Below are 24,098 nucleotides of genomic sequence, written 5' to 3' on the forward strand. Positions count from 1 at the left end.
CGACCGTTCGTGATGTGCAGGGAGTGGTGGATGCCCGTCGAGTGGCAGCCCGTACGGCAGTCCCGTACGCATGAGCTCGTTCTCCAGAGCATCGAGGACCGGGTGTTCGCCGGCGAGCTCAGAGCGGGCGACCGGCTGCCGCCCGAAAGGGAACTGGCCCCGGTGCTCGGTGTCAGCCGCTCCGCGCTGCGCGAGGCACTCAGGGTGCTGGAGACCATCGGTGTGCTGGTGGCCCAGCCCGGACGCGGTCCGGACTCCGGAGCCCGCATCGTCCGTAATCCGGACGACGCCCTCGGCCGGCTGCTGCGCCTGCACTTCGCGCTCGGCAGCTACAGCCTCCACGATGTGCTGGAGGCGCGGGTCGTCCTGGAGCGGTCCAGCTTGGAAGCCGCGGCTGCGCACGCCTGCGACGAGGACCTCGACGAAGCGGAGCGGCTGCTCCTGGGCATGGGGGAGCCGGACGTCACGGTGGCCGGGTTCAACGATCTGGACACCCGCTTCCATGTGCTGATCGCCCGCAGCTCCGGCAACGCGCTCACCTCCACCCTCACCTCCGCCGTACGCGAGTCGGTACGCCCGTTGATCCTCCGCGCGCTGGAGGAGGCGGCGGACTGGCCCGCCACGGCGCGCGCGCTCAACTCCCAGCACACGCAACTGCTGCGCCTGGTGCGCGAAGGGCGGGGTGGCGCGGCGGCGGACCTGGTGGAAAAGCACATCCGGGGACTGCACGGCACGCTCGTCGACGAGAACGCCGGGATGTAGCCGCCGGTCGGCCGACCGGGCAGGCGATCAGGAGTCCATCGAGGGGACGGTGCGCGACGCACCGTCCCTTTCTCGTGCCCGCCGGTTCCCCGTACGGACCGAGACTAGTATGGTCCGACCATACAAACGACCGGGGAGGCCCCATGCGCATCGGACTCTTCGCCACCTGTCTGGGAGACACGCTCTTCCCCGAGGCGGTGAAATCCACCGCGGTACTGCTCGCCCGCCTGGGCCACGACGTGGTGTTCCCGCCGGAGCAGACCTGCTGCGGCCAGATGCACATCAACACCGGCTACCAGCGCGAGCCCGTCCCGCTGGTGCGCAACTTCGCCGACCAGTTCGGCGACACGTCGATCGAAGCGGTCGTCATGCCGTCGGGCTCGTGCGCGGGCTCGGTGCGCCATCAGCACGAGATCATCGCCGCCCGGTACGGGGACGCCGCGCTGCGCGCCTCGGTCGCCACCGTCAAGGCGAAGACGTACGAACTGTCGGAGTTCCTCGTCGACGTCCTCGACGTCACCGCGGTCGGCGGGTACTTCCCGCACCGCGTCACGTACCACCCCACCTGCCACTCCCTGCGAATGCTCCGGGTCGGTGACAAGCCGCTGAAGCTGCTGCGTGCCGTCGACTCCATCGACCTCGTCGAGCTCCCCGAAGCCGATGTCTGCTGCGGTTTCGGCGGCACCTTCGCCGTGAAGAACGCCGAGACGTCCACCGCGATGCTCCAGGACAAGATGACCAATATCGCCCGGACCGGGGCCGCCGTGTGCACCGCCGGTGACTCCTCCTGCCTGATGCACATCGGCGGCGGACTCTCCCGGATCAAGTCCGGTACGCGCACCCTGCACCTCGCCCAGATCCTCGCCGCCACCCGCACCTCGCCGTACGCCCCGCTGGAGGCCGCCGTATGAGTACGTTCCTCGGCATGCCCGCCGCCCCGCCCCGCTCCCCCTACGGAACGGGCAATCTGCGCGGCGAGCAGACCTTCCCCCGGGCAGCCCACGACGAACTGCGCAATGAGCAGCTGCGCCGCAACCTCGGCCGCGCCACCCACACCATCCGTGCCAAACGCCTCCACGTCACCGGCGAACTCCCCGACTGGGAACAGCTGCGAGAGGCCGGATCGGCCATCAAGACCGACACGATGAACCGGCTCCCCGAACTCCTGGAACAGCTGGAGAGCAAGGTCACCGAGCGCGGCGGCACCGTCCACTGGGCCCGCGACGGAGCCGAGGCCAACGAGATCGTCACCCGGCTGGTGAAGGCGACCGGCAGCCGCGACGTCATCAAGGTCAAGTCGATGGCCACGCAGGAGATCGGTCTCAACGAGCACCTCGAAGCGGCCGGGATCACCCCGTACGAGACCGACCTGGCCGAACTCATCGTGCAGCTCGCCCACGACAGGCCCTCGCACATCCTGGTGCCCGCGATCCACCGCAACCGGGACGAGATCCGGCAGATCTTCCTCAAGGAGATCCCCGGAGTCGACCCGGAGCTCGACAATGTGCCCGCCCACCTCGCCGCCGCCGCCCGCGCCTATCTGCGCGAGAAGTTCATGACGGCCCAGGTCGCCGTCTCGGGCGCCAACTTCGGTATCGCCGAGACCGGCACCCTGTCGGTCGTCGAGTCCGAGGGCAACGGCCGGATGTGCCTGACCCTGCCCGACACCCTCATCACCGTCATGGGCATCGAGAAGGTGCTGCCGCGCTTCTCGGACCTGGAAGTCTTCCTCCAACTGCTGCCGCGCTCCTCCACGGGCGAGCGGATGAACCCGTACACCTCGATGTGGACCGGGGTGACGCCCGGCGACGGGCCGCAGGAATTCCATCTGATCCTGGTCGACAACGGGCGCACCGCGGCACTCGCCGACAGCGTCGGACGCGCCGCGCTCAACTGCATCCGCTGCTCGGCCTGTCTCAATGTGTGCCCGGTGTACGAGCGGGCCGGCGGCCACGCGTACGGGTCGACCTACCCCGGCCCGATCGGCGCGGTGCTCACCCCGCAGCTCGCCGGGATGCACGCGGCCAAGGACGACCCCAACAGCTCGCTGCCGTACGCCTCCAGCCTCTGCGGTGCCTGCTTCGACGCCTGCCCGGTCAAGATCGACATCCCCTCGATGCTGGTCGAGCTGCGCCATCAGCACACGGAGGAGTCCGGTACGACGGCGGAGAAACTGGCCATGAAGGCCGCCGCCACCGTGATGAGGAAGCCGAAGCTGTTCACCGCGGCGCAGAAGGCAGCCGGTATCGGGCGGGTCCTGGCCGGACGGGACGGCACCCTGTCGCATCTGCCCGCACCGTTGAGCGGCTGGAGCGACAGCCGCGACACCGCAGCTCCGCCCCGGCAGACCTTCCGCTCCTGGCTGGCCTCGGCGGAGGGCGCCGCCACCCTGCGGGACGCCGCGGCCGAAGCCCACGCCAACGCACCTCAGGAGGACGAGAAGTGACCACCGCCCGTGACACCGTGCTCGGCCGCGTCCGGGACGCCCTGGCCCTCGCGCCCACCGCCGCGACCGTCATTCCGCGCGAATACCGCACCGGGCGCACCCTGCCCGACGACGCCCGCCTCGCCCTGTTCACCGACCGTCTCGTCGACTACAAGGCGCGCGTCCACCCCTGCACCGCCGACCGCACCGCAGAGGTGATCGCCGAGGTCCTGCGGGAGTGCGGTGCCCGCCGGATCGGGGTGCCGGCCGGGCTCGACGAGGAGTGGCTCGGCGCGTTCGACGGCGAGATCCAGAGGGACTCGGCCGACATTCCGGCGCCGAGCCTCGACGCCCTGGACGGCGTGGTGACCGCCTCCGCCGTCAGCTGCGCCGAGACGGGCACGATCTTCCTGGACGGTTCGTCCGGTCAGGGACGGCGGGCCCTGTCGCTCGTCCCCGATCTGCACGTCTGCGTCGTGGACCTCTCCTCGGTCAGGGTCGGTGTGCCGGAGGCCGTCGCCGGGCTGGTGCCGGAGCGGCCGACGACCCTGATCAGCGGGCCCTCGGCCACCTCCGACATCGAACTGGAGCGCGTGGAAGGCGTCCACGGCCCCCGCACCCTCGCCGTGGTGATCCGCACGGACGTGTAGGGCCGGACTACGGGCGGTGGTCCACCGCCACCGTCGCGGCCCCGAAGGCGATCCGCGTCCGCGACCCGTCGACCGCGGGGTCGCCCCCGGCACCGTCCGCCCAGGTGACCTCGACGCTCTCGCCGTCACCGTTCACCTCCACCCCGGTCACCACCGTGTCGAGTCCGGTGGCGTCGGGCTCGGCGGTGAGCGAGGCGAGGGCCACCAGCAGGACCGTGCCCCGCGCGTCGGCGGCGAGCCGGGGCAGGGCCGCCCAGCGGGTGAACGCCGTGCCCTGCGGAGCCCGTACGTCCTGTGCCGTCTCCCAGCCGTGCAGCCCGTGCAGCTGGGACCGCACCCCGTCCCCGGGGCCCGTCGCCCAGCCGGTCTGCTCGACCCGCGCCCCGTCCGGAGCCCCGAGCACCCGGTGCACCCGCAGCTCGTAGCGCCCCCGCACGACGGTCACGCTCTCCACCCGCAGCCCCGGCACCGTGGCCGGCCCCGTCGGGAAGACCGGGCGGTGCCAGGACGCCGCCCAGCCCCAGCCCTCGCCGTGCCCGGCGCCCAGCGGGTGGATGCGCAGCCGGGAGCTGCGCGCCCCGCCCACCCGCACGGACAGATGGTTGTCCGCGGTGTTCGCGGCGGCGGTCGGACCGGTCACCGTGGAGTACGCCAGCCGGGCGTAGAGCGGGTCCTCACCGGCCGCCGACTCGCCCTCGTGCGGCCGGACGTGGTCGCTGCCGTGGTTGTGCAGCCGGACGATGCCGTCCGCCCGCGTCGACTGCACGAGGAAGCCCGGAGCCGACAGCGACAGCACCCGGTCGGGCCCCTCGCTGGGCGCCGGTTCCTCGGCCGCCGTCCACAGCGGATGCTCAGCGGGGGCGAGCAGAGCGACGAACGCCTTGGACGCCCAGTACGGCGACGAGGGGCCGGAGTAGGTCTGGAGCGTGGCTTCGTGCGGGCCGTGCCAGCCGAGCGACAGCAGCCCGTCGTCCCCGGTCGCACCCCGTTCCATGAAGTAGCGCAGCGACCCGTTGACCAGCCGCCGGGAGACCCCGGGAGACAGGGGGGTGTGCCCGGAGACGGCGCCGATGCCGACCGCCGCGCCCGCCGCGAAGCGGTAGGAGAGGGAGCGCCCGAAGTGCAGGGGCGCGCCGTCGGCGCCGAACATCAGCGAGAAGCTCTCCAGATGCTCCCGAAGCCGTGCCCCGTAGCGTGCCGACAGCTCCGCGTCACCCGACAGATACGCGTCGAGCACCGGATACAGGTGCAGGGCCCAGCCGTTGTAGTGGTCGAAGGACCGCCCGTCCCCGTCCGCGTACCAGCCCTCGCCCCGGTACCAGCCCTCCAGGAGTTCCAGCGCCCGCTCCTTGGCCCGCGCGGTCTCGGCGTCGCCGCGGCCCACCGACTCCAGGAACCCGGCGACGGAGTACGGGAAGAGATACCAGTTGTTGGGCGCCGGGGTGTGCCGCAGCGCGCCCCGGAGCCATACCTCGGCGCGGTCCCGCACCCCCTCGTCGAGCCGGTCCCAGAGCCAGGGCCGGGTCAGCCGCAGCCCGATGGCGACGGACGCGGACTCCACCATGGGCTGCCCCTGCACCTGGTGGTCCAGGATCAGCGGCCAGGACTCTGTGTCGTCCCGTCCGGGCGTCCGCGTACCGGCACCCAGCCCGTCCGCGTACCGCTCCAGCCAGCCGTGCGGGTCCTTGCCGTCGGCGCCCGCGACCCGGAACGCGGCGGCCAGGAACGTACGGGCGTACCCCTCCAGACCGTCGGACCGGACCCCGGAGGCGGACGGCCGTCCGGGCAGGTCGAGCAGGGCCCGGCCGGGGGTGGCCCACCGCCAGGCGGCGTGCAGCAGCCCGTCCGCCGCGGCCTCCCAGTGCGCCCGGGTGTATCCGGTGTACGGGCTCGACCCGCGGTCTTCCGGGGGGAGTTCGAAGGAGGGGGAGGTGGTCATGCGAGAAACGCCAGCCTTTCCTGTGATACGGGATGGGCGAAACCGTCGCCCGCGGCCCAACGGGCGGCCTCGCCGACCGCCAGATCGGTCAGCCGGCGCCATTCGTTGCCCTGGGATCCGGCGAGATGAGGGGTGATCAGCGCGTTCTCGCACTCCCACAGGGGATGCGTGTCCGGCAGCTCGTCGGGCTCGGTGACATCGAGGATCGCCCGGATCCGGTCCTGCCGGAGTACGTCGGTCAGGGCGTCCTGGTCCACGACCGCGCCGCGCGAGGTGTTGATCAGCACCGCGTCCGGCCGCATGGAGGCGAGGAGTTCACGTCCGACGAGCCCACGGGTGGCCGTCAGCAGCGGGGTGTGGACGCTCACCACATCGCTCAGCGCGAAGAGTTCACCGATCCCCACCTGCTGGACGCCGAGCGCCGCCGCCTCCGTCGCGGAGACGTACGGATCGTGCAGCAGGACCCGCAGATCGTACGGGCGCAGCAGCTCGATCACCCTTCGGCCGATCATCGACGCGGACAGGATGCCCACCGTCCGGCCGTAGTTGCCGACGTCCGGCGGCGTGCCGAGCCAGTTGCCCCGGCGGCGTACGGCGCGGTATTCGCGGGCCCTTTCCAGGGCCCGTTTGCCGGACAGCAGGATCATCGCGACGGTGTACTCCGCGACCGGGAGCGCGTTGGCGGCGGCGGCCGACGAGACCTCGATGCCGCGCTCCCAGCAGGCCGCGGTGACATGGCCGCGGACGGAGCCCGCCGTGTGGACGACGGCCCGCAGCGCGGGGGCGGCGGCCAGGACGTCCGCGTCCAGCGGCGGGCAGCCCCAGCCGGTGACCAGCAGTTCGACGTCCGCGAGGGCGGAGCGGGCCCGGTCGGTGGTGAAGTCGTCGAGGACGGGCGGCGGGGTGAGCGCGCACACCTCGCCCAGCGCGGCCAGGGCCTCGGGTGTGAGCAGGGCGGCCGCGGCGTCCGGCCGCATGGCGAGGGCGGCGCGCGGCCGGCGCACCGGCCGGCGGGCCGGAGGGGATGTGGTGTCGGTGGTGCGGGGCATCTCTCTCCTGGTACGTGGGGTCCGTTGCGGTGCTGTCACCCGGCGGCGCGGCCGTGGCGGTCCGGCTACTTGACCGCGCCCGCCGTGAGCCCCGACCGCCAGAAGCGCTGGAGCAGGGCGAACGCGAGGATCAGCGGAAGCACCGCGAGCAGCGAACCCATGATCACCGCGGGGTAGTACTCGGGGGAGACGCTGGCGGCACTGTTCCAGGTGTAGAGCCCGAGACTGACCGGATACAGATCCTGGTCGGAGAGCATGACCATGGGCAGGAAGAAGTTGTTCCAGATCGCGGTCAGCTGGAAGAGGAAGACGGTGACCAGGCCCGGACCCAGCATCCGCAGCGCCACCCGGACGTAGGTGGTCAGTTCGCCCGCGCCGTCCACCCGTGCTGCTTCGAGCACCTCGTCCGGTACGTAGCCCTGGCTGAAGATCCGGCCCAGATAGACGCCGAAGGGGTTGAAGAGGACCGGGATGAACACCGACCAGAAGGTGTTCACCAGGCCGGTGGCCGAAGCCATCAGATAGAGCGGCAGCGCCAGTACGGTCTGCGGCACCATCACGGCCGCCAGCACCAGACCGAAGAGCTTCTCCTTGTGCCGGAAGCGGTACTTGTCGAAGGCGTAGCCGCAGCCGATGCTGACCAGGGCGCCGAGCGCCGCGCCGAGGACCGCGTACAGCAGGCTGTTTCCGTACCAGCGCCCGTACAGCCCGCCGTCCATGGCGAACAGGTCCGTCAGGTTCCGTACGAAGGAGAAGTCGCCCGACGACAGCACCGAGCTCTTGAACAGCGCGTCCCGGTCCTTGGTGGAGGCGAGCACCAGCCACAGCACGGGCAGCAGGGTGTACAGCACCGAGATGCCGATGACGAGATTGACGACGGACCGGCCCAGCAGCCTGGGTCGCGGCGCGCCGGTCCTTCGGGGCGCCGTGGGACGGGGCGCGGTGGGACGGGTGGCGGTCGACGCGCTCATCGGGCGTCCTCCTCGGCGGCGTCGGCACGGTTGGTCCAGCGGGTGATGCCGTAGGAGAGGGCGATCGTGAAGACCAGCAGGACCACCGAGGCGGCTGCCGCGAGGCCGTAGTTGTTACGGGTGAACGCGGCGTCGTAGATGTACATGCTGGGCGAGAAGCGGGAGTTGATCATTGGGGTGGACTGGCCGAGCAGCATCGGCTCGGTGAACAGCTGCAGCGCGAAGATCAGGGTGAACATCGCCACCATCACGGTCGAGGACCGTACGAGAGGTGCCTTGACCTGGAGCGCGGTACGGACGGGGCCGGCCCCGTCGACGACCGCGGCTTCGATCACCTCGCGCGGGACGGCCTGCAACGCGGCGTAGAAGACGACCATGTTGTAGCCGAGATTGCTCCACAGGGCGATGTTCACGATCGACGGGAGCACGGTGTGCACACCCAGGAAGTCGACGGTGATGTCCGCCTTGCCGAGCAGTTCGATCACCGGACTCAGTCCGGGGGTGTACAGATACAGCCAGATGATGGCGGCGATGATGCCGGGCACCGCGTGCGGCAGGAACAGCGCGAGCTGGGCCGTGGCCCGCAGCCGCACCACTCCGGAATCCAGCAGCAGGGCCAGGGCGAGCGCCCCGATCACCATCAGCGGAATGTAGATCAGGCAGTACAGCGCGACGATGCCGAGACCGCCGAGGAACGTCGGATCGGTCAGGACGGCGGTGTAGCCGCGCAGCCCGACGAAGACGGTGCGCTCGGGGCCGAAGCCCAGTCCCGGCTGGTCGTCGCTGAAGAAGCTCAGCCACACCGCCGTGCCGACGGGGATGAGGAAGACCGTGATCAGGAGGATGAAGAACGGCGTCATCAGGGCACCTGCCGCACCGAGTTCACGGCGCCGCGCCGATCTGCGGGCGGTGGGCGCGGGTGCGGCGGCGGACGGCGGGCGGGGCGTTCGTGGAGCGGTGCTCGCCGGGGCGGAAACAGGGGTGGTGCTGGTCATGGGTGTCACCTGCCTCTCTGCTGCGGGGACGAGGTCATGGGCGCGGCTGTCGGCGCGCTCGGGCCGGGCGGTACGCCGCGGACACGGCGCGGGACGGGCGCGCCGTCGTGGGAGCGCTGAGCGAAGTACGGCGGGCGGGGCACTCGGGAACGCTCAGGTGGAGTGGTCGGTGGTGGCGAGGCCGAGCGCCCGGAGATCGGGCATGGTGCCCTGCTGGGCCGCCTTCAACGACTCGATCAGTGAGCCCTGGCCACCGCTCGCCCGCGCGAATCCGTCCTGCATGACCTTGCCGGTGGCGGTCATCCGAGGCCCCCAGATCCAGCCGTCCCGGATCTTGCGGGCCTCCTCGTCGAAGAGGGTGTAGATGTCCTGGCCGCCGTAGTACCCGCGGTCGAAGGCCTTGTTGCCCACGGCCACCAGGCCGGGAACGGCCGGGTACTGGCTGCTGGCGCCGCTGGAGAGCCGGGCCCGCAAGGAGTCCGGATGCGACACCTGCCACTCGATGAACTCCATCGCCGCCTCCGGGTGCGCACTGTCCCCGGTGACGGCGAAGGTCGAACCTCCGTGGGTGCCGAGGGCGGGTTTCGCCGGATCCCACTGGGGCAGCGGTGCGATGGCCCACCGGCCCTTCTGGCCCGGTCGGGCCTTCATCTGCGCACCCGCGTCCCAGGCACCGCTGAACCGGGCGAGAACGAGCCCGTTGCCGATCTGGGCATCGCTCTGCCGGCTCTCCACCGGGTTCATGAAGACCAGGTCCCGGTCGATGAGGCGCTGCCAGTACGCGGCGACACGACGGGTCGGCGCGTCGGCGAGCGAGACGTTCCAGGCGCCGCCCGCGGTGTCGAACCACTGGGCGCCCGCCTGCCAGGCGTACGCGGCCATGTGGTTGGCGCCGTCCGTCGGGAACAGCGCGATCCGCCGGTCACCGCCCTTGCGGCGCACGGTCCGTGCCGCCTCCTCGAACTCCGGCCAGGTGCGCGGCACCTCGATGCCGTACTCCGCGAAGAGATCGGTGCGGTAGTGCAGCACCATCGGCTCTATGTCGAGGGGGATGCTGAAGACCCGTTTGTCGAAGGTGGTGAGCCCCAGCGCCTGGGGCAGCAGCGCGGCGCGCAGCTTCTCACTCATCAGCCCGGTGAGGTCACGGGCGACGCCGTCGATGGCGAAGCCGGGGACCTGGGGGTATTCGAGGGTGGCGATGTCGGGGGCGTTGCCCGCCCGTGCCGCGTTGCTGAGCTTCGCGTACCCGCCCTGGGGCCCCGAGGGAATCTGCTGGAAATCGACCTGAATGGTGCGGTGGCCGCGGTTGAACGCGTCCACCACCTCCTGGCTGCCGCGCAGGGAGGACCAGAAGGTGACGCGGGTCCGCCCGCCCCCGGTCCTGACGGTGCTCGCGCTGCCGGCTGCGCTCGTGGTGCTGGTACTGCTCGTACCGGCCGATCGTGGTGATCCGCCGCTGCCACAGGCGCTGAGCGCACCTGTCAGTGGCAGCGCGGCGATCGTGGCCAGTACGGATCGACGGCTCTGTCGACCAGGCATGGGTGCCTCCCGAGGCTCCTGTCCGAGACAACGGGAATCCTGATCGGCTGATCGGTACGGGTCAATAGATCGCTCAGAAGAAAATGAAAGCGGTCAAACGATCACTCCTGGGGAGGGCTGATCCTCAACGCCGAACCGCGCACCTTCAGCGCGGGCAGCAGCTGTGTCCTGCGCACCGGACCGCTCGCCCCGTCCGCGCCGCTCAACCGGTACAGGAGCAGCTCCGCGGCGGCCCGCCCGATCTCCGCCTTGGGCGGCGCCACCGCGGTCAGCGGGGTGCTGCCCAACGCCGCGACCACATCGTCGTACGCCACGACGGAACAGTCGCGCGGCACCTGCAACCCGTTCTCGGACAGCCGCTGGACCAGCATCAGCGCGTCCACGTCGCCGTGCAGCACCGCGCCCGTCGCCCGCCGCTCCCGCAGCACCGACAGCAGGTCCGGGACCGCGCCGTCCCCTGCACCCGGACCGGCGGGCGCTGCCGCCCCACCGCCGAGGGCCCCGCTCCCGCCGGCCGCGGCCTCCCCCTCCGGCCCCGGACCCGGCACCGCGTCCGGGGTGCTGAGCACCACCGACCAGTCCTCCACCTCCGGCCGGGCGGCCGCGATCTCGGCGAACGCCGCCCTGATCGTGCGCGCCGTCGGGCTGTCGTTCCGGGCGGCCAGGACGATACGGCGATGGCCCAGCGACACCAGATGGTCCACGGCGAGATACGTTCCGTACCAGTGGTCGGAACAGACCGAGTCCAGCGCGTGCAGCGCGCTGCCCGGCCGGGGCCGCCGCTCCATCAGCACGGTCGGCACCCCCACCTCCGCGAGCCAGCCGTAGTCCGCCTCCTCCGAGAGCGCGCTGCGCCACCGCGGAGCGATCAGCAGCCCGCGCGCCCCGCCCGCCAGTGCCCGTTCCACCAGCGGCCGTTCGGCGCCCACGGCCTGCGGGGCGATGTGCAGGGCGATCCGCATCCCGGACTCCTCCAGCACCGAGCGCGCGCCGTGCAGCGTCTCGTACAGATACGAATGCCGCTCGGGTACGACCAGGGCGACCGCGTCCCCGTCCCCGGCCGGGTCCTCCCGCCGGGCGGCCGGTACGGCGTCCGCCCCGTCGACGGATCCGGCGGCGCGGGCCACCCCGTGGCCGCGCCGCAGCCGCCCGGCCCTGGCCAGCTCCTCGACGTCCCGGCGCACCGTGACCACCGAGACCTCCAGTTCGGCGGCGAGCACGCTCACCTTGACGGCGCCCCGCGACCGCACCACCGCCAGTATTCGCTGCCGCCTCAGTTCCACCGGCTCCCGCATGCTGCTGGCCCCCTCGCCGTTCCTGCCGCTTGCTGTTCGTTTGAACGCTTCGTATGAGCGCTTGGGGGCGCAGCATAGGCAGAAACACCCCGCCGCCCGCCAGGAAATGACACGACCGCCCGCCGAGAACCGTGTGTGTCTACCATCTGATCCGGTATGGACACCATCACACTCTGGCAACTGGCCGCGCTCGCGGCGGCATCCACACTCGTCGGCTTCTCCAAGACGGCCGTCAGCGGTGCCAATACGATCAGCCTCGCGGTCTTCGCGGCCGTACTCCCGGCCCGCGAATCCACCGGGGTGCTGCTCCCGATCCTGATCGCCGGCGACATCCTCGCCGTGCTGGTCTACCGCCGTCACGCGCACTGGCCGACACTGCTGCGGCTGTTCCCCGCCGTCGCCGTGGGCGTGGTGGCGGGCACGTTCTACATGATGTGGGCCGACGACGCCGCCGTACGGACCTCGATCGGCGCGATTCTGCTGTTCATGTCGGGCGTCACCGTCTGGCGGCGACGCGCAGCCGTTGCGGCGGAGACCGGGACGGAGGCGAAGGCAGAGTCCGATGAGAAGGCGGAGCCCGAGACCGAGGCGGGGGCCGGGCGGGGCACCTCGCGCGGCGGCCGGATCACCGCGCGTATCTACGGTGTGCTCGGCGGATTCACCACCATGGTCGCCAACGCGGGCGGCCCCGTCATGTCGCTCTATCTGCTTTCCGCCGGGTTCCGGAAGCTGGGCTTCCTTGGCACATCGGCGTGGTTCTTCCTGATCGTCAACACGTCCAAGGTGCCCTTCAGCGTGGGCCTGGGCCTCATCGACGCCCGGTCGCTGCTGCTGGACGCGTGCCTGGTGCTGTTCGTCGTCCCCGGCGCGTACATCGGGCGCAGGTGCGTGGACCGGATCAACCAGAAGGTCTTCGAACGGATCGTCATCGGGGCGACCGTGCTGGGCGGACTCCAGTTGCTCCTCGCCTGAGGATGCGGCCGGAGCACGCCCAGCACCGGATCAGATGATGCCCTCGGCGATCTCCGCCTGCTCACGGGCGTTCCCGTAACTGGACGGGGTGCTGTACGAACGGCGGGCGACGAACCACCAGATCGTGGCGAGTACCAGCACCGCGACCAGGGCGATCGACGCGTAGTTCATGGAGTCGATCGTCACCGGAGAGGACTGCGGCAGCAGGAACAGCACCGTCACGATGGCGACCCAGACCACGGCGATCCAGCCGATCGGCTTGGACCAGCGCCCCAGGTGCCACGGGCCGCGCTCGAACCGGTCCCCGGCGCGCAGCTTCAGATAGATCGGGATCGCGTAGGCGGGCGTGATGCCGATGACGTTGATCGCGGTCACCGCACCGTACGCGGTCGCGGAGTACAGCGACGGCACCGCCAGCAGCGCGGCGACACAGACCGACAGCCAGACGGCGGGCACCGGCGTCTGGGTGCGGGCGCTCACCTTGCGCCACAGCGCGGAGCCCGGCAGCGCGTTGTCCCGGCTGAAGGCGAACACCATCCGGCTGGCGGCGGCGACCTCGGCGTTGCCGCAGAACAGCTGCGCCGCGATCACGATCAGCAGCATGGCCGTGGCACCCGAGGTGCCCAGCGCATCGATCAGGATCTGGGCGGGCGGCACCCCGGTGGCACTGTTCTGGGTGCCCGCGTAGTCCTGGATCGCGAAGGTGAGACCGGCCAGCAGGAAGAATCCGGCCACCCACGACACCCAGATCGCGCGCACGATGCCCTTGGCCGCGGTCACCGAGGCGTTGGAGGTCTCCTCGGACAGGTGGGCCGAGGCGTCATAGCCGCAGAAGGTGTACTGGGCCAGCAGGAGCCCGATCGCTGCCACGTACAGCGGGTTCTCCCAGCCGGTGTCATTGACGAACTCGGTGAAGACGAAGGACGGCGACTGGTGGTTCGAGGGCACGATCGCCAGTACGGAGACGATCACGGCGACACCGCCGAGGTGCCACCACACGCTGATCGAGTTCAGCACACTGACCAGACGGACACCGAACAGGTTCAGCACGGCGTGCAGCAGCAGGATGCAGAGGAAGATCACCATCGTGGATCCGGGCGTCGGGTCGAAGCCCCACTGCAGATTCAGCAGTGCGCCGGTGAACAGCGCGGCCCCGTAGTCGATACCGGCGATCGCGCCCAGCAGGCCGAGCAGGTTCAGCCAGCCGGTGTACCAGCCCCACTTGCGGCCGCCGAGCCGGTCGGCCATGTAGTACAGCGCACCCGACGTGGGGTACGCGCTGGTGACCTCGGCCAGCGCCATACCGACACACAGCACGAACAGGCCGACACCGACCCAGCCCCAGAGCATCACCGACGGGCCGCCGGTCGACATGCCGAAGCCGTACAGCGTCATGCAGCCGGACAGGATCGAGATGACGGAGAAGCTGATGGCGAAGTTGCCGAAACCGCCCATGCGGCGGGCGAGCACCGGCTGATAGCCGAGCTCGCGCAGGCGTTGCTCTTCATCCCTCTGCGGAGCGGCCTCCGCGTTCGACTGGTGGGGAGTGGATATGGACATGGGGAGAACCTCCGGGCGGGGGTGGGGACGGATCACGGAAGGAAGGGAAGGGGATCCGGGGGAGTAAGGGACGAAGAGAGGTGGAAGGGGACTCGGGAGGGGAAATCCGGGAGAGCGGGAGGGCGGACCTGAGCGGAACGGGCACCGCCCGCTCAGCCGCGTCGGCCGGTTCCGGGATCCGGCGCGGCGGTCAGACTCCGGCTGCGGGCCCGCAGGAACACATCCTCCGCCGCCGCCGGATCACCGGGTGTGCGGGTACGGTACGCCCACGGGACCGAGGTGTAGTACGGTCCCAGCGCCCTGAACACCGGTGCCGCGTCGGCGAATTGCAGAGCACCCCACAGGGAGTGGGCCAGATGGTTCAGGTCGAGCAGGGACTGGCGGGCCGGATCGGTGCGGAAGAACCACAGGTGCAGCGCCCGTTGGGCGTCCCGCTCGCCGTCCTCGGTGACCCAGTGCAGGTCCAGCGCCTTCTCGCCGCCGTGGTCACGGCGGTAGCGCTCCACCCGGACGTACAGCGGAAGCACATGAAGAGGCGAACCGTCCGGTGCCCCGGAGGCCGCCCACTGAACGAAGTTGACCGCCTCGGACAGTGATCCGCCGCCCTGTCTGGCGTACACGAACTGGAGCATCCGGTGATACGCTTCGCGGTTGCACGGATCACGCCTGTCCGCCTCCGCCAGCAGACCCCAGGGCCCCGGGAACAGCATCGGCCCAGGAGGCGGCATCCGGTGCTCCTCCAGCCGCTGCTGGTCATCCAGCTGGGACAGGGCGAGCAGGCAGATCCAGGGCACCGGGTCGGCGGGAGAGGCGTGCGCGGCGGACCGGCAGCCCTCCCACGCCTCCTGCCATAACTGCTGGGCGCGCGCGTGCCGTTCCCGGTGCGCCCGCACCGCGCGCTCCACGACGACCCGGGCGTGCATCACCGTCGCGGCGACGCTCTGCGGTTCCTCTCCGAGCCATGCCTGCACGGCGTCGGAACCCGCGGCCACCGCGCCGAGGACCTGGGTGCGCTGGGTCCACAGGGTCCAGTCGGGCGTGCTCTCCAGCAGATTCCGCATGGAGACCCAGCGGCCGGTCCGCAGATCCTGCAGGGCGCCGCGCAACTCGTTGTCGTGGCCCGCGGGGTGATAGACCGGCCGGAAGTCACTGGGGGCCATCGGATCGCCCCGCCCCCGGAGAGTCCAAGGCGGCGAGGCGGGATGCCGGGCACCGAGGCGCGGCTGTGCGTCTGGTCGTCATGAATCCTCAAGAGCGTGGGGGCAGGGAGCAGCGCAGGGCGAACTGCTCCGGTGAGTCCGGTTGTTGCTCGGCGGTGAGTGTAGAGCGCCGGGCGCCGATCTCCCGACGACTTTGCGGATCATACTGAAGTCGCAGTAGTTCCACCGACGTTGGCCGGGACATTCCGGTTCCGGCAAGGTGTCCGTACCGGGGTTGACGAATGCCGTGGTCTGCACGATTCTGTGCGTGAAAGACCAATGATCACCATTCCGTTCCACCTCGGGACCGCCGTACAGCTGGAGTGTCGATGTCAGGCCCGGTGCTCGCCGTCGACCAGGGGACGTCCGGGACGAAAGCGCTGGTGATCTGCCCCGAGCGCGGGGTGATCGGTTCCGGTTCGGCTCCCGTCCGGCCCCGGTACGCAGCCGGGGGCGTCGTCGAGGCGGACCCCGCCCAGCTGCTCGGTTCGGTCCTCGACGCCGGGCGCCAGGCACTGCGCGAAGCGGCCGAACCGGTCGCCGCCGTCGGCCTGGCCAACCAGGGCGAGACGGTTCTCGCCTGGGACCCCCGAACCGGCCGCCCGCTCACCGAGGCGATCGTCTGGCAGGACCGGCGGTCCGCAACCGTCTGCGCCCGACTCTCCTCGGCCGAAGAGGAGTTGAAGCAGCTCACCGGGCTGCCGCTCGACCCCTACTTCGCCGCCCCCAAGATGGCCTGGATACGGCGCGAACTGACCCGCGAAGGCGTCGTCACCACCAGCGACGCCTGGCTCGTCCACCAACTGACCGGCGCTTTCGTCACCGACGCGGCCACCGCCGGGCGCACCCAACTGCTCGACCTCGACCGGGTCGACTGGTCGCCCAGGGCCCTGGAGATCTACGGGCTCGGAGGCGAGCGGCTCCCCGCCGTCGTCGACGCCGACACCGCCGTGGGCACCACCGCCGCGTTCGGCGGCGACCTGCCGCTCACCGGCCTGCTCGTCGACCAGCAGGCCGCCCTGCTCGCCCAGAACGCGTTGGACCCCGGCATGGCCAAATGCACCTACGGCACCGGGGCGTTCCTCCTAGCCCAGACCGGCGACCGCCCGCGACGCGGCTCCAGCGGCCTGGTCAGCTGCGTCGCCTGGCGGCTCGGCGGCCGTACGAGCTACTGCCTCGACGGCCAGGTCTTCACCGCGGCCTCCGCCGTCCGCTGGCTCACCGATCTCGGCGTGATCTCCGGCGCGGCCGACCTCGACCCGGTCGGCTCCGCCGTCCCCGACGCCGGGGGCGTCACCTTCGTCCCCGCCCTCGCCGGGCTCGCCGCCCCCTGGTGGCGCGGCGACGTGCGCGGCTCGGTGACCGGCCTCGGTCTGGGCACCACGGCGGGCCATCTGGTACGCGCCCTGTGCGAAGGCATCGCCGCACAGGTCGTCGCGCTCGCCGACGCCGCCGCGTCCGACCTCGGCACACCCCTGACGGCGCTGCGCGTCGACGGCGGACTGACCCGCTCCGCGCTCCTCATGCAGACCCAGGCGGACCTGCTGCAACGCCCCGTCGAAGTCTCCGCGCTGCCCGATGTGACCGCCCTCGGGGTCGGCGCCGTCGCCCGCCTCGGCCTCGACCCGGGCCTGCCGGTCCGGCAGGCGCTGCCCGCGTGGGAACCCACCGCCGTGTACGAACCCCGGATCGGCGCGGACGAGGCAGCCGAGCGGCTGGCCGGATTCCGCGCGGCGGTGGACACCCTCCTGGAGCGCGCATGACACCCACCGTCACCGGCGCCGGGGAGCTGCCCGACCGCGACCCGTACGACGTCACCGTCATCGGCGGGGGAGTCGTCGGCACGGCGATCGCCCGCGAACTCGCCAAGTACCCGCTGCGCACCGCGCTCGTCGAGGCGTCCGACGACATCGGCAACGGCACCTCCAAGGCCAACACGGCGATCCTGCACACCGGTTTCGACGCCGTCCCCGGATCGCTCGAAGCCGGGCTCGTACGCGAGGGACAGCGGCTCCTGGCCGAGTACGCCGCCGGCACCGGAATCCCCGTCGAACGCGTGGGCGCCCTGCTCGTCGCCTGGGACGACGAACAACGCGCCGTTCTGCCCGCCCTGTTGGCCAAGGCCGAACGCAACGGCTATCACGCGGCACGCCTCCTGGACGCCGACGAACTGTACGACCGGGAACCGCATCTGGGGCCGGGCGCGCTCGGTGCCCTCGAAGTCCCCGACGAGAGCGTCATCTGCCCCTGGACGACCCCTCTCGCGTACGCCACCCAAGCCGTCCTGGCCGGAGTCCATCTGCACCTCGACTGCCGGGTGCTGCACATCGACACCGGCCCCGACACGCACACCCTCACCACCTCGCGCGGCCCGCTGCGCACCCGCTACCTCGTCAACGCCGCAGGGCTGTACGCCGACGAGATCGACCGGCACCTGGGCCACGACACCTTCACCGTGACGCCCCGCCGGGGCCAGCTCATGGTCTTCGACAAGCTCGCCCGCGACCTCGTGCGCCACATCCTGCTGCCCGTGCCCACCGCCGCGGGCAAGGGAGTTCTGGTGGCACCCACGGTGTTCGGCAATGTGCTGCTCGGCCCCACCTCCGAGGACCTCGGCGACAAGTCCGACACCGCCTCCACCGCGGACGGCCTCCACTTCCTCCGGGAGAAGGGCCGGCGCATCCTGCCCGAGCTGCTCGACGAGGAGGTCACGGCCGTCTACGCCGGACTGCGGGCCGCCACCGGGCAGGAGGACTACCGGATCCAGGACCACCCGGCCCAGCGGTACGTCACCGTCGGCGGCATCCGGTCCACCGGGCTCACCGCCTCCCTGGCCATCGGCGCCCATGTCACCGGGCTCCTCACCAGGACCGGCCTGAAGCTCGGCACGGCGCGCGAACTCCCCGGGATCACCATGCCCAACCTCGGCGAAGCGTCTCCCCGGCCCTACCTGCGAGCCGACCTGATCGACCGGGACCCGGCGTACGGAACCATCGTCTGCCACTGCGAACGCGTCACCCTGGGCGAGATCCGCGACGCGCTGAACGCCACCGTCCCGCCCCGTTCCCTGGACGGGCTGCGCCGCCGCACCCGCGCCCGGGGCGGCCGCTGCCAGGGCTTCTCCTGCGGGCCCGCGGTCCGCGCCCTGTTCGAGGAGGCCCGGCCATGACCCGCGACGAACGCACCGTGGACGTCCTGATCGTCGGCGCGGGCCCGGCAGGTCTCGGCGCCGGGGCCGAACTCGCGGCATCGGGCGCCGGCCGGGTGGAGATCCTGGAACGTGAACTCGACGCGGGCGGCGTCCCGCGCCACTGCCGCCACGGAGGATTCGGGCGCCGGCCACGAGGTGGCGAGACGGGGGACGAGTACGCCCGGCGGTGCGTGGCGGCAGCCGTGCGCGCGGGGGCCACCCTCCGTACCGGAGTCACCGTCACCGACTGGGCGGAGAACGCTCCCGCCGACGGGGCGCACACCCTGGAGATCACCGGACCCGCCGGACTGGAACGGATCACCGCCCGCGCCGTCGTCCTCGCCACCGGCGCCCGCGAACGTCCGCGCAGCGCCCGCCTCGTCCCCGGCGGCAGGCCGTCGGGTGTCTACACCACCGGCGAACTCCAGCAGGCCGTCCATCTGTACCGCCAGCCGGTCGGCACCCGTGCGGTCGTCATCGGCAGCGAACCCGTCGGCCACGCCGCCGCCGACACCCTGCGCACGGCCGGGGCCGAGGTCGTCGCCATGGTCACCGACCAGCCACCGTCCCCGGCCGCCGGGCTCCTGCGGCCCCGAGGCCGCTTCCCGCTCCTCACCCGCGCCACCGTCACCGGGCTCACGGGCCGCACCGCGCTGACCGGAGTCACCCTGCGCCACGAGGACGGCCGCACCACCACCCTCCGCTGCGACACCGTGGTCTTCACCGGCGACTTCGTCCCCGACCACGAACTGGCCCGGCGCGCCGGTCTCACCCTCGACCGCGGCACCCGCGGCCCGGCGTACGACGCCGAGTACCGCACCTCGCTGCCGGGAGTCTTCGCCGTGGGGAACCTGCTGCACGCCGTCGAAAAGGCCCGGGTCGCGTCGGCCGAGGGCCGAGCCGCGGCCGCCCCCGTACTGCGCCATCTCGCCGGCGGCCCGCCGCCCGGACCGCGACCGGTAGCGCTTGCGGTCGACGCCCCGCTGCTGTGGATCGCGCCGAACCGGACCGGTCCGGCCGGGGCCCGCCCGCTGCGCGGCCGCTTCGTGCTGCGCACCGCGCGGCGGCTGGAGCGCCCCGTCCTCGTCGTCAGCCAGGACGGGCGTGAACTCGACCGGCAGCGGCTGCTGTTGCCCGAGGTGCCGGGCCGGGCGTTCCATCTGGGCGCCGGGTGGCTGGGGCGGGTCGATCCGCAGGGTTCCACCGTGCGGATCACCGCCGTCTGAGAGCCACCGGGCTCCTTCGCGCGGGCTCCCGCCCCGCAGGCCGGCCGGACCTCAGCCGTTCGTCAAGGGATCAGCAGCCAGTCGGCACCGACGGCTGCCACCAGGCCCAGGCCCAGCAGCCAACTGCCCAGCCGGGTCCGCCCGTTCCTGCTCAGCTCGATCACGAGGCCGCACAGGATGAGCGCGAGCCCGTACACGCCGACGACCAGCACGGACGACCGGCTGGCGATGCGCAGGGCCAGAACGACGGCCATCGCCGCCATCCCCACCGAGGAGAGGACGATCCGCAACCGTCGTGCCTGACGCGGCGTCAGTCTCTTCTCGTCGGCTGCTGCGGCTATCGGGGCGTCCACGCCTTGGTCCTGTTCCTGGTCATGGTCAGAATTGCTCATGGAGCCGGATGGTAATGGCTGCGCGGCACGAGGGTCCCCGGACCCGGAGGATCACCCGTTCCCGGCGAAACGATCAGGCGATGGACGCCGATACGACGGCCGACACCGCGAGGTTGCAGGACGCCGTCACCCAGACCGCCGGGTGCGGCTCGCGCTCGACGAGCGTGGCCCCCAGCTTCCCCGGGGTGACCAGGTCGACCACCAGGAAGGCCACGGCCATCATCACCAGGCCGAGCACCCCGAACGCGGCGGTCGAGACCAGGCCCTTGCCGAAGTCCTCGTACGTCGTCCAGATGGAGGTGAACACGATGCCGCCGATGCCCAGCAGCGCCGAACTGAGCAGCACGGTCGCGTTGCGGTTGCGCTCCTCCCAGATCTGCCGGCCCAGCTTGCCCGGGGTCAGGGCGTCGATCAGGAATATGCCGAGCACGAGCAGTACGACGCCCAGGGCCCCGTAGGCGGTGGCGCGGCCGAGGCCGTTGATGATGTCGGTCATCGAGAATCCGTCTCCAGGGCAAGCAGGCAGGCAGTCGGGAAGGGGGATCACGACGCACGTGATCGGCACGCGGTCAAGAAGAGGCAAAACCTATCGCACGCATGAACGCCCGACCGTTCGCCTGCCTGCCGCCTGCTCGTCGGCTCGTCCGACCGGCCGCCCTATGCCCGAAGTCGAGGCGCCTCAACCGCCGCATCGATATTTCCGGCCTTTGCCGTCGCTCCCGCGCCCGTCTCCACCCGGCCGGCCAGCTCCTCGGCCCAGCCGATGAGTGCGCCGACCCCGATGCCGTGCGGATCGATGCCCCGGAAGTCGCCGATCGCCGCCGCGCCCCGGCGCAGCAGCCGCGCCCCGCCGGTGGTGTTCCCACGGGCCGCGTGCGTCAGCCCGACCGCCAACTGTGCCAGCCCGCGCCACAGTTCCCGCTCCGCCTCGGGACCCGACTTCCAGGCGTCCTCGAACACCTCGTGCGCGTGGAAGGGCATCCCCGCGTCCAGCAGGCGCTGCGCCTCCCGCACGGTCTGGGCCGGGGCGCGCACCACGCCTTCCGGCTGCCGCTCCACCCCCGGAGTCCCGTAGGGCAGGGGGCGGCCCAGTCCGTCACGAGGGCGCGCGTTGTGCGCCCGTCCCTCAGTGTCGCGGTCCCTGCGAGTCTCGTCCACTCTCCGATTGTGCCCCGCACCTGCGGGGAATGGCGTGAACCCTGTCCGTGGGCACCCGCGCACGACTAGGCTCGACAGTCGTCAGTGCCACTTTGGGGAAGGGTGGGCATGAAGCCGTCCCGGCCGTTGTACGAGCGTGAACCGGAACTCGCCGCTGCCGCAGAAGCCGTGGACGCCCTGTGCGGCGCCCAGGCTGTCGGCGGGCTGCTGGTCTTCAGCGGTGAGGCGGGCATCGGCAAGACGGCGCTGCTCGCCGAGATCCAGGCGCTTGCCGCCGACCGTTGCACCGTCTGGTCGGCACGCGGGGGTGAGACCGTGACCTCGGTGCCGTTCCACGTCGTGCGACAACTGCTGCAGCCCGCGTTCGACCAGTTCCCGGCCGACGAGACGCGGGCGCTGTTCGGCGACTGGTACGAGATCACGGCGCCCGCACTCGGTCTCGCCGAACCGGGCGGCTCGCAGCCCGACCCGCAGGGTGTCCGCGACGGCCTCGACTTCGTCGTCGCCAGGCTCGCCTCGCGCCTGAGCCACCGGCCCCTGCTGCTCGTCGTCGACGACGCCCACTGGGCCGACGGCGAATCCCTCGCCTGGCTGGCCTCGTTCACCGCCCGCCTCGGCGAACTCCCGGTCCTGGTCGTCCAGGCGCACCGCCCGCAGGAACTGGCCGAGCGCAACGCGAACTACGCCGCCGACCGCGACGCGGAGCGCCATCCGGACGGCCACACCGCGCTGGTCCGGGTCGCGCTGCGCGCCCTCACCCCGGACGCCACCGCAGAACTGGCCCGCGCGGCCCTCGGCGAACACGCCGACGACCCGTTCTGCCGCGAGGTGTGGGCCGTCACCGGCGGCAACCCGTACGAGGCCGTCGAACTGGTCGCCAAGGTCCAGGACCGCGAGCTCCCGCCGGTCGAGGAATCGGCCGGCACACTGCGTGAGCTGGGCGCGTCCGCCCGCGGCAGCGGACTCGTCGCCCGCCTCGAACGACTGGGCACCAACGCCAACCGCTTCGCCTGGGCCGCCGCCGTCCTGGGCACCGACATCTCCCAGGAGCTCGCGGCCACCCTCGCCGGAATGAGCCCGGCGGAGGCCGCCGACTGCACGGCACGGCTCCGCGACGCCCGTATCGTCAGCGGTTTCGACCCGCTGGAGTTCGTCCACCCGCTGATCGCCACCGCCGTCTACCGCTCGATCCCGCCGGCCACCCGCACGGCGATGCACGGACGGGCCGCCTGGGCCATCACCCGCGCCGGGCTCGGCGCCGCCGCGGCCTCCCGCCATCTGCTGGAGGTCCACCCGGACGACGACCAGGAACTGGTCGCCCAGCTCCGCGAAGCCGCGAGCCAGCACCTCGCGGTCGGTGCGCCGGAGGCCGCCAGGCGCTGTCTGGAACGCGCCCTGGAGGAGCCGCCCCGTCCGCAGGCACGGGCCGCGCTGCTGTACGAACTGGGCTGCGCGACGCTGCTCAGTTCACCGCCCACCACGGTGCGGCACCTGGGCGCCGCCCTCGACATGCCGGGACTCGACGACGGTCTGCGGGTCGACGCCACCTTCCGGCTCGCCGCGGCCCTCGCCCACAACAACCAACTGCGGGACGCGGCGCTCGCGCTGGCCGCCGAGGCGGCACGTACGGCTCCGGGACCCGGGCTGATGCGACTGCAGGCGGCGCATTTCCTCTGGGAGGGCATGCAGGCCACCGAGACCGACGGCCCGACCCGCTCGCGAAGGCTCGCCCGCAACGCCGACCACCTGAAGGGCCGCGACAACGCGGAGCGGGCACTGCTCACCCTGCGGGCCTTTGACGCCATGCTGCGGGGCGAGAACGCGCAACTTGTCGTCGACCTCTGCGAACGCGCGCTGATCGACGGCAGTCCGGCGCGCGGGCTCGGCTGGACCGACTCCGAATGGGGCTTCGAACTCCCCACGATGGTCGGCATCGCCTACGCCTTCACCGATCAGCTGGACCGCGCCGAGAGCCTGTTCGGCGAGGCGGTGCGCGCCTTCGAGATCTCCGGCTGGAGCGGGGCGCACCTCGCCTTCGCCCACACCCTGCTCGGCCTGGTGCACCGGCGGCGCGGCCGCCTCGCCGAGGCGGAAGGCTTCCTGCGCGAAGGGCTGCGCCTGGCCGATCGGGTCGGCAGCGGGCTCCCCGTCCACTGGGACGCCACCTGTCTGCTCATCGACACGCTGATCGCCCGCGGCCGTACGGTCGAGGCCCGCGAGATCGCCGACCGCTACAGCTTCGGCGCGCCCTACCCCAGCGCCATGGTGCTGCCCGACGCACCCTGCGTCCGGGGCCGCCTGCTCCTGGCCGAAGGCCGTACGAAGGAAGCCGTCGCCGAACTGGAGGCGGCGGGCGCGGCCCTGGAGCCGCGCGAACGCTTCAACGGAGTCTGGGCGCCCTGGGCGGGCGACCTCGCCCGTGCCCTGGCCGACGACGACCCAGTACGCGCGGCTCAGCTCGCGACCCGCGCCAGGGTGCACGCCGAACGCTTCGGCACGGACACCGCGATCGGCGAAGCCCTGCGCTGCGTCTCCCTCTTCGCGCCCCCGGAGGAGGCCACGCATCTGCTGGCCGAGTCGGTCCGCCATCTGGAGAAGACCTCCTCCGCCTACGAGCACGCACTGGCCCGGGTGGAGTACGGAATCGCGATCAGTTCGCACCGGGAGCTGTCGCGTGCGCAGAAACAGGCCATGGCCTGCGGAGCGGAAGGGCTCGCCGCCCGCGCCCAGCGAGCACGGGCGTCGATCCGCTCCTCGGAGTGAGGTAATGTTTCTC

The 24,098-nt window shown here is 71.8% G+C and carries 20 protein-coding genes; 9 read left to right on the forward strand and 11 right to left on the reverse strand.

Features of this window, described 5'->3' with window-relative positions:
* The first annotated feature begins 30 nt into the window (after nt 1-30).
* The 4 genes from A6A29_RS22000 to A6A29_RS22015 all read left to right on the forward strand — a co-directional run bounded on the left by A6A29_RS22000 (nt 31) and on the right by A6A29_RS22015 (nt 3,837).
* Complete coding sequence (locus A6A29_RS22000; protein WP_073722204.1) at nt 31-762, forward strand: FadR/GntR family transcriptional regulator; 732 nt, start codon at nt 31-33, stop codon at nt 760-762.
* 143 nt (nt 763-905) lie between these two features.
* Entirely contained in the window at nt 906-1,673 is a 768-nt protein-coding gene (locus tag A6A29_RS22005) for a (Fe-S)-binding protein (RefSeq protein ID WP_073722205.1), read from the forward strand.
* The gene (locus A6A29_RS22010; protein WP_073722206.1) at nt 1,670-3,208 is read left to right on the forward strand and encodes a LutB/LldF family L-lactate oxidation iron-sulfur protein; all 1,539 of its coding nucleotides are present in this window, start codon (nt 1,670-1,672) and stop codon (nt 3,206-3,208) included. Before A6A29_RS22005 ends, A6A29_RS22010 begins: the two co-directional genes overlap by 4 nt.
* Nucleotides 3,205-3,837, forward strand: a complete 633-nt coding sequence (locus A6A29_RS22015; RefSeq protein ID WP_073722207.1) for a LutC/YkgG family protein — start codon at nt 3,205-3,207, stop codon at nt 3,835-3,837. Before A6A29_RS22010 ends, A6A29_RS22015 begins: the two co-directional genes overlap by 4 nt.
* A 7-nt stretch (nt 3,838-3,844) precedes the next feature.
* Here A6A29_RS22015 and A6A29_RS22020 read toward each other — a convergent pair whose 3' ends face one another.
* The 6 genes from A6A29_RS22020 to A6A29_RS22045 all read right to left on the reverse strand — a co-directional run bounded on the left by A6A29_RS22020 (nt 3,845) and on the right by A6A29_RS22045 (nt 11,625).
* Entirely contained in the window at nt 3,845-5,776 is a 1,932-nt protein-coding gene (locus A6A29_RS22020; RefSeq protein ID WP_073722208.1) for a DUF2264 domain-containing protein, read from the reverse strand.
* The gene (locus tag A6A29_RS22025; RefSeq protein WP_073722209.1) at nt 5,773-6,825 is read right to left on the reverse strand and encodes a hydroxyacid dehydrogenase; all 1,053 of its coding nucleotides are present in this window, start codon (nt 6,823-6,825) and stop codon (nt 5,773-5,775) included. The genes A6A29_RS22020 and A6A29_RS22025 overlap by 4 nt, the downstream gene beginning before the upstream one ends.
* A gap of 65 nt (nt 6,826-6,890) precedes the next feature.
* The gene (locus tag A6A29_RS22030) at nt 6,891-7,796 is read right to left on the reverse strand and encodes a carbohydrate ABC transporter permease (protein ID WP_241838602.1); all 906 of its coding nucleotides are present in this window, start codon (nt 7,794-7,796) and stop codon (nt 6,891-6,893) included.
* A complete protein-coding gene (locus A6A29_RS22035; protein WP_073722210.1) occupies nt 7,793-8,791 on the reverse strand; it encodes a carbohydrate ABC transporter permease in 999 nt (332 codons plus the stop codon). The genes A6A29_RS22030 and A6A29_RS22035 overlap by 4 nt, the downstream gene beginning before the upstream one ends.
* Before the next feature lie 153 nt (nt 8,792-8,944).
* Complete coding sequence (locus tag A6A29_RS22040) at nt 8,945-10,330, reverse strand: ABC transporter substrate-binding protein (RefSeq protein WP_073722211.1); 1,386 nt, start codon at nt 10,328-10,330, stop codon at nt 8,945-8,947.
* A 101-nt stretch (nt 10,331-10,431) separates the two neighbouring features.
* The gene (locus A6A29_RS22045; RefSeq protein ID WP_073722212.1) at nt 10,432-11,625 is read right to left on the reverse strand and encodes a substrate-binding domain-containing protein; all 1,194 of its coding nucleotides are present in this window, start codon (nt 11,623-11,625) and stop codon (nt 10,432-10,434) included.
* A gap of 156 nt (nt 11,626-11,781) precedes the next feature.
* On the opposite strand from A6A29_RS22045, the gene A6A29_RS22050 reads away from it, so the two are divergent.
* On the forward strand, nt 11,782-12,597 hold the full coding sequence (locus A6A29_RS22050; protein WP_073722213.1) for a sulfite exporter TauE/SafE family protein: 816 nt from the start codon (nt 11,782-11,784) through the stop codon (nt 12,595-12,597).
* 30 nt (nt 12,598-12,627) lie between these two features.
* Here the strand turns inward: A6A29_RS22050 and A6A29_RS22055 are convergent, their stop codons facing one another.
* Together A6A29_RS22055 and A6A29_RS22060 are read right to left on the reverse strand one after the other, a co-directional pair.
* A complete protein-coding gene (locus A6A29_RS22055) occupies nt 12,628-14,157 on the reverse strand; it encodes an amino acid permease (protein ID WP_073722214.1) in 1,530 nt (509 codons plus the stop codon).
* Nucleotides 14,158-14,309: 152 nt separating this feature from the next.
* Nucleotides 14,310-15,317 carry a hypothetical protein gene (locus A6A29_RS22060; protein ID WP_073722215.1) on the reverse strand — a complete coding sequence of 336 codons (1,008 nt, stop codon included), beginning with the start codon at nt 15,315-15,317 and terminating at the stop codon, nt 14,310-14,312.
* A 368-nt stretch (nt 15,318-15,685) separates the two neighbouring features.
* Here A6A29_RS22060 and A6A29_RS22065 point away from each other — a divergent pair, with 368 nt between their 5' ends.
* Genes A6A29_RS22065 through A6A29_RS22075 form a run of 3 tightly spaced genes read left to right on the forward strand, consistent with a single transcriptional unit; the run spans nt 15,686 to nt 19,772 of the window.
* Nucleotides 15,686-17,119, forward strand: a complete 1,434-nt coding sequence (locus A6A29_RS22065; protein ID WP_073722216.1) for an FGGY family carbohydrate kinase — start codon at nt 15,686-15,688, stop codon at nt 17,117-17,119.
* Nucleotides 17,116-18,525, forward strand: coding sequence for an FAD-dependent oxidoreductase (locus A6A29_RS22070; protein WP_073722217.1), 1,410 nt, complete (start codon nt 17,116-17,118; stop codon nt 18,523-18,525). The genes A6A29_RS22065 and A6A29_RS22070 overlap by 4 nt, the downstream gene beginning before the upstream one ends.
* A complete protein-coding gene (locus tag A6A29_RS22075; RefSeq protein WP_073722218.1) occupies nt 18,522-19,772 on the forward strand; it encodes an NAD(P)/FAD-dependent oxidoreductase in 1,251 nt (416 codons plus the stop codon). Before A6A29_RS22070 ends, A6A29_RS22075 begins: the two co-directional genes overlap by 4 nt.
* 62 nt (nt 19,773-19,834) lie before the next feature.
* On the opposite strand, the gene A6A29_RS22080 is transcribed toward A6A29_RS22075, so the two are convergent.
* From A6A29_RS22080 to A6A29_RS22090, 3 genes are all read right to left on the reverse strand, one after another.
* Nucleotides 19,835-20,164, reverse strand: a complete 330-nt coding sequence (locus A6A29_RS22080; RefSeq protein WP_073722219.1) for a hypothetical protein — start codon at nt 20,162-20,164, stop codon at nt 19,835-19,837.
* A gap of 73 nt (nt 20,165-20,237) precedes the next feature.
* Nucleotides 20,238-20,660: a DUF350 domain-containing protein gene (locus A6A29_RS22085; RefSeq protein WP_073722220.1), complete on the reverse strand. Its 423-nt coding sequence runs from the start codon at nt 20,658-20,660 to the stop codon at nt 20,238-20,240.
* A gap of 161 nt (nt 20,661-20,821) precedes the next feature.
* Nucleotides 20,822-21,322: a DUF309 domain-containing protein gene (locus A6A29_RS22090; protein ID WP_073722221.1), complete on the reverse strand. Its 501-nt coding sequence runs from the start codon at nt 21,320-21,322 to the stop codon at nt 20,822-20,824.
* 108 nt (nt 21,323-21,430) lie between these two features.
* Here A6A29_RS22090 and A6A29_RS22095 point away from each other — a divergent pair, with 108 nt between their 5' ends.
* Nucleotides 21,431-24,085, forward strand: coding sequence for an ATP-binding protein (locus tag A6A29_RS22095; protein ID WP_073722222.1), 2,655 nt, complete (start codon nt 21,431-21,433; stop codon nt 24,083-24,085).
* Nucleotides 24,086-24,098 lie beyond the last annotated feature (13 nt).

Origin of the sequence: Streptomyces sp. TSRI0281 (genome assembly GCF_001905125.1) — a bacterium.
Classification (GTDB): Bacteria; Actinomycetota; Actinomycetes; order Streptomycetales; family Streptomycetaceae; genus Streptomyces.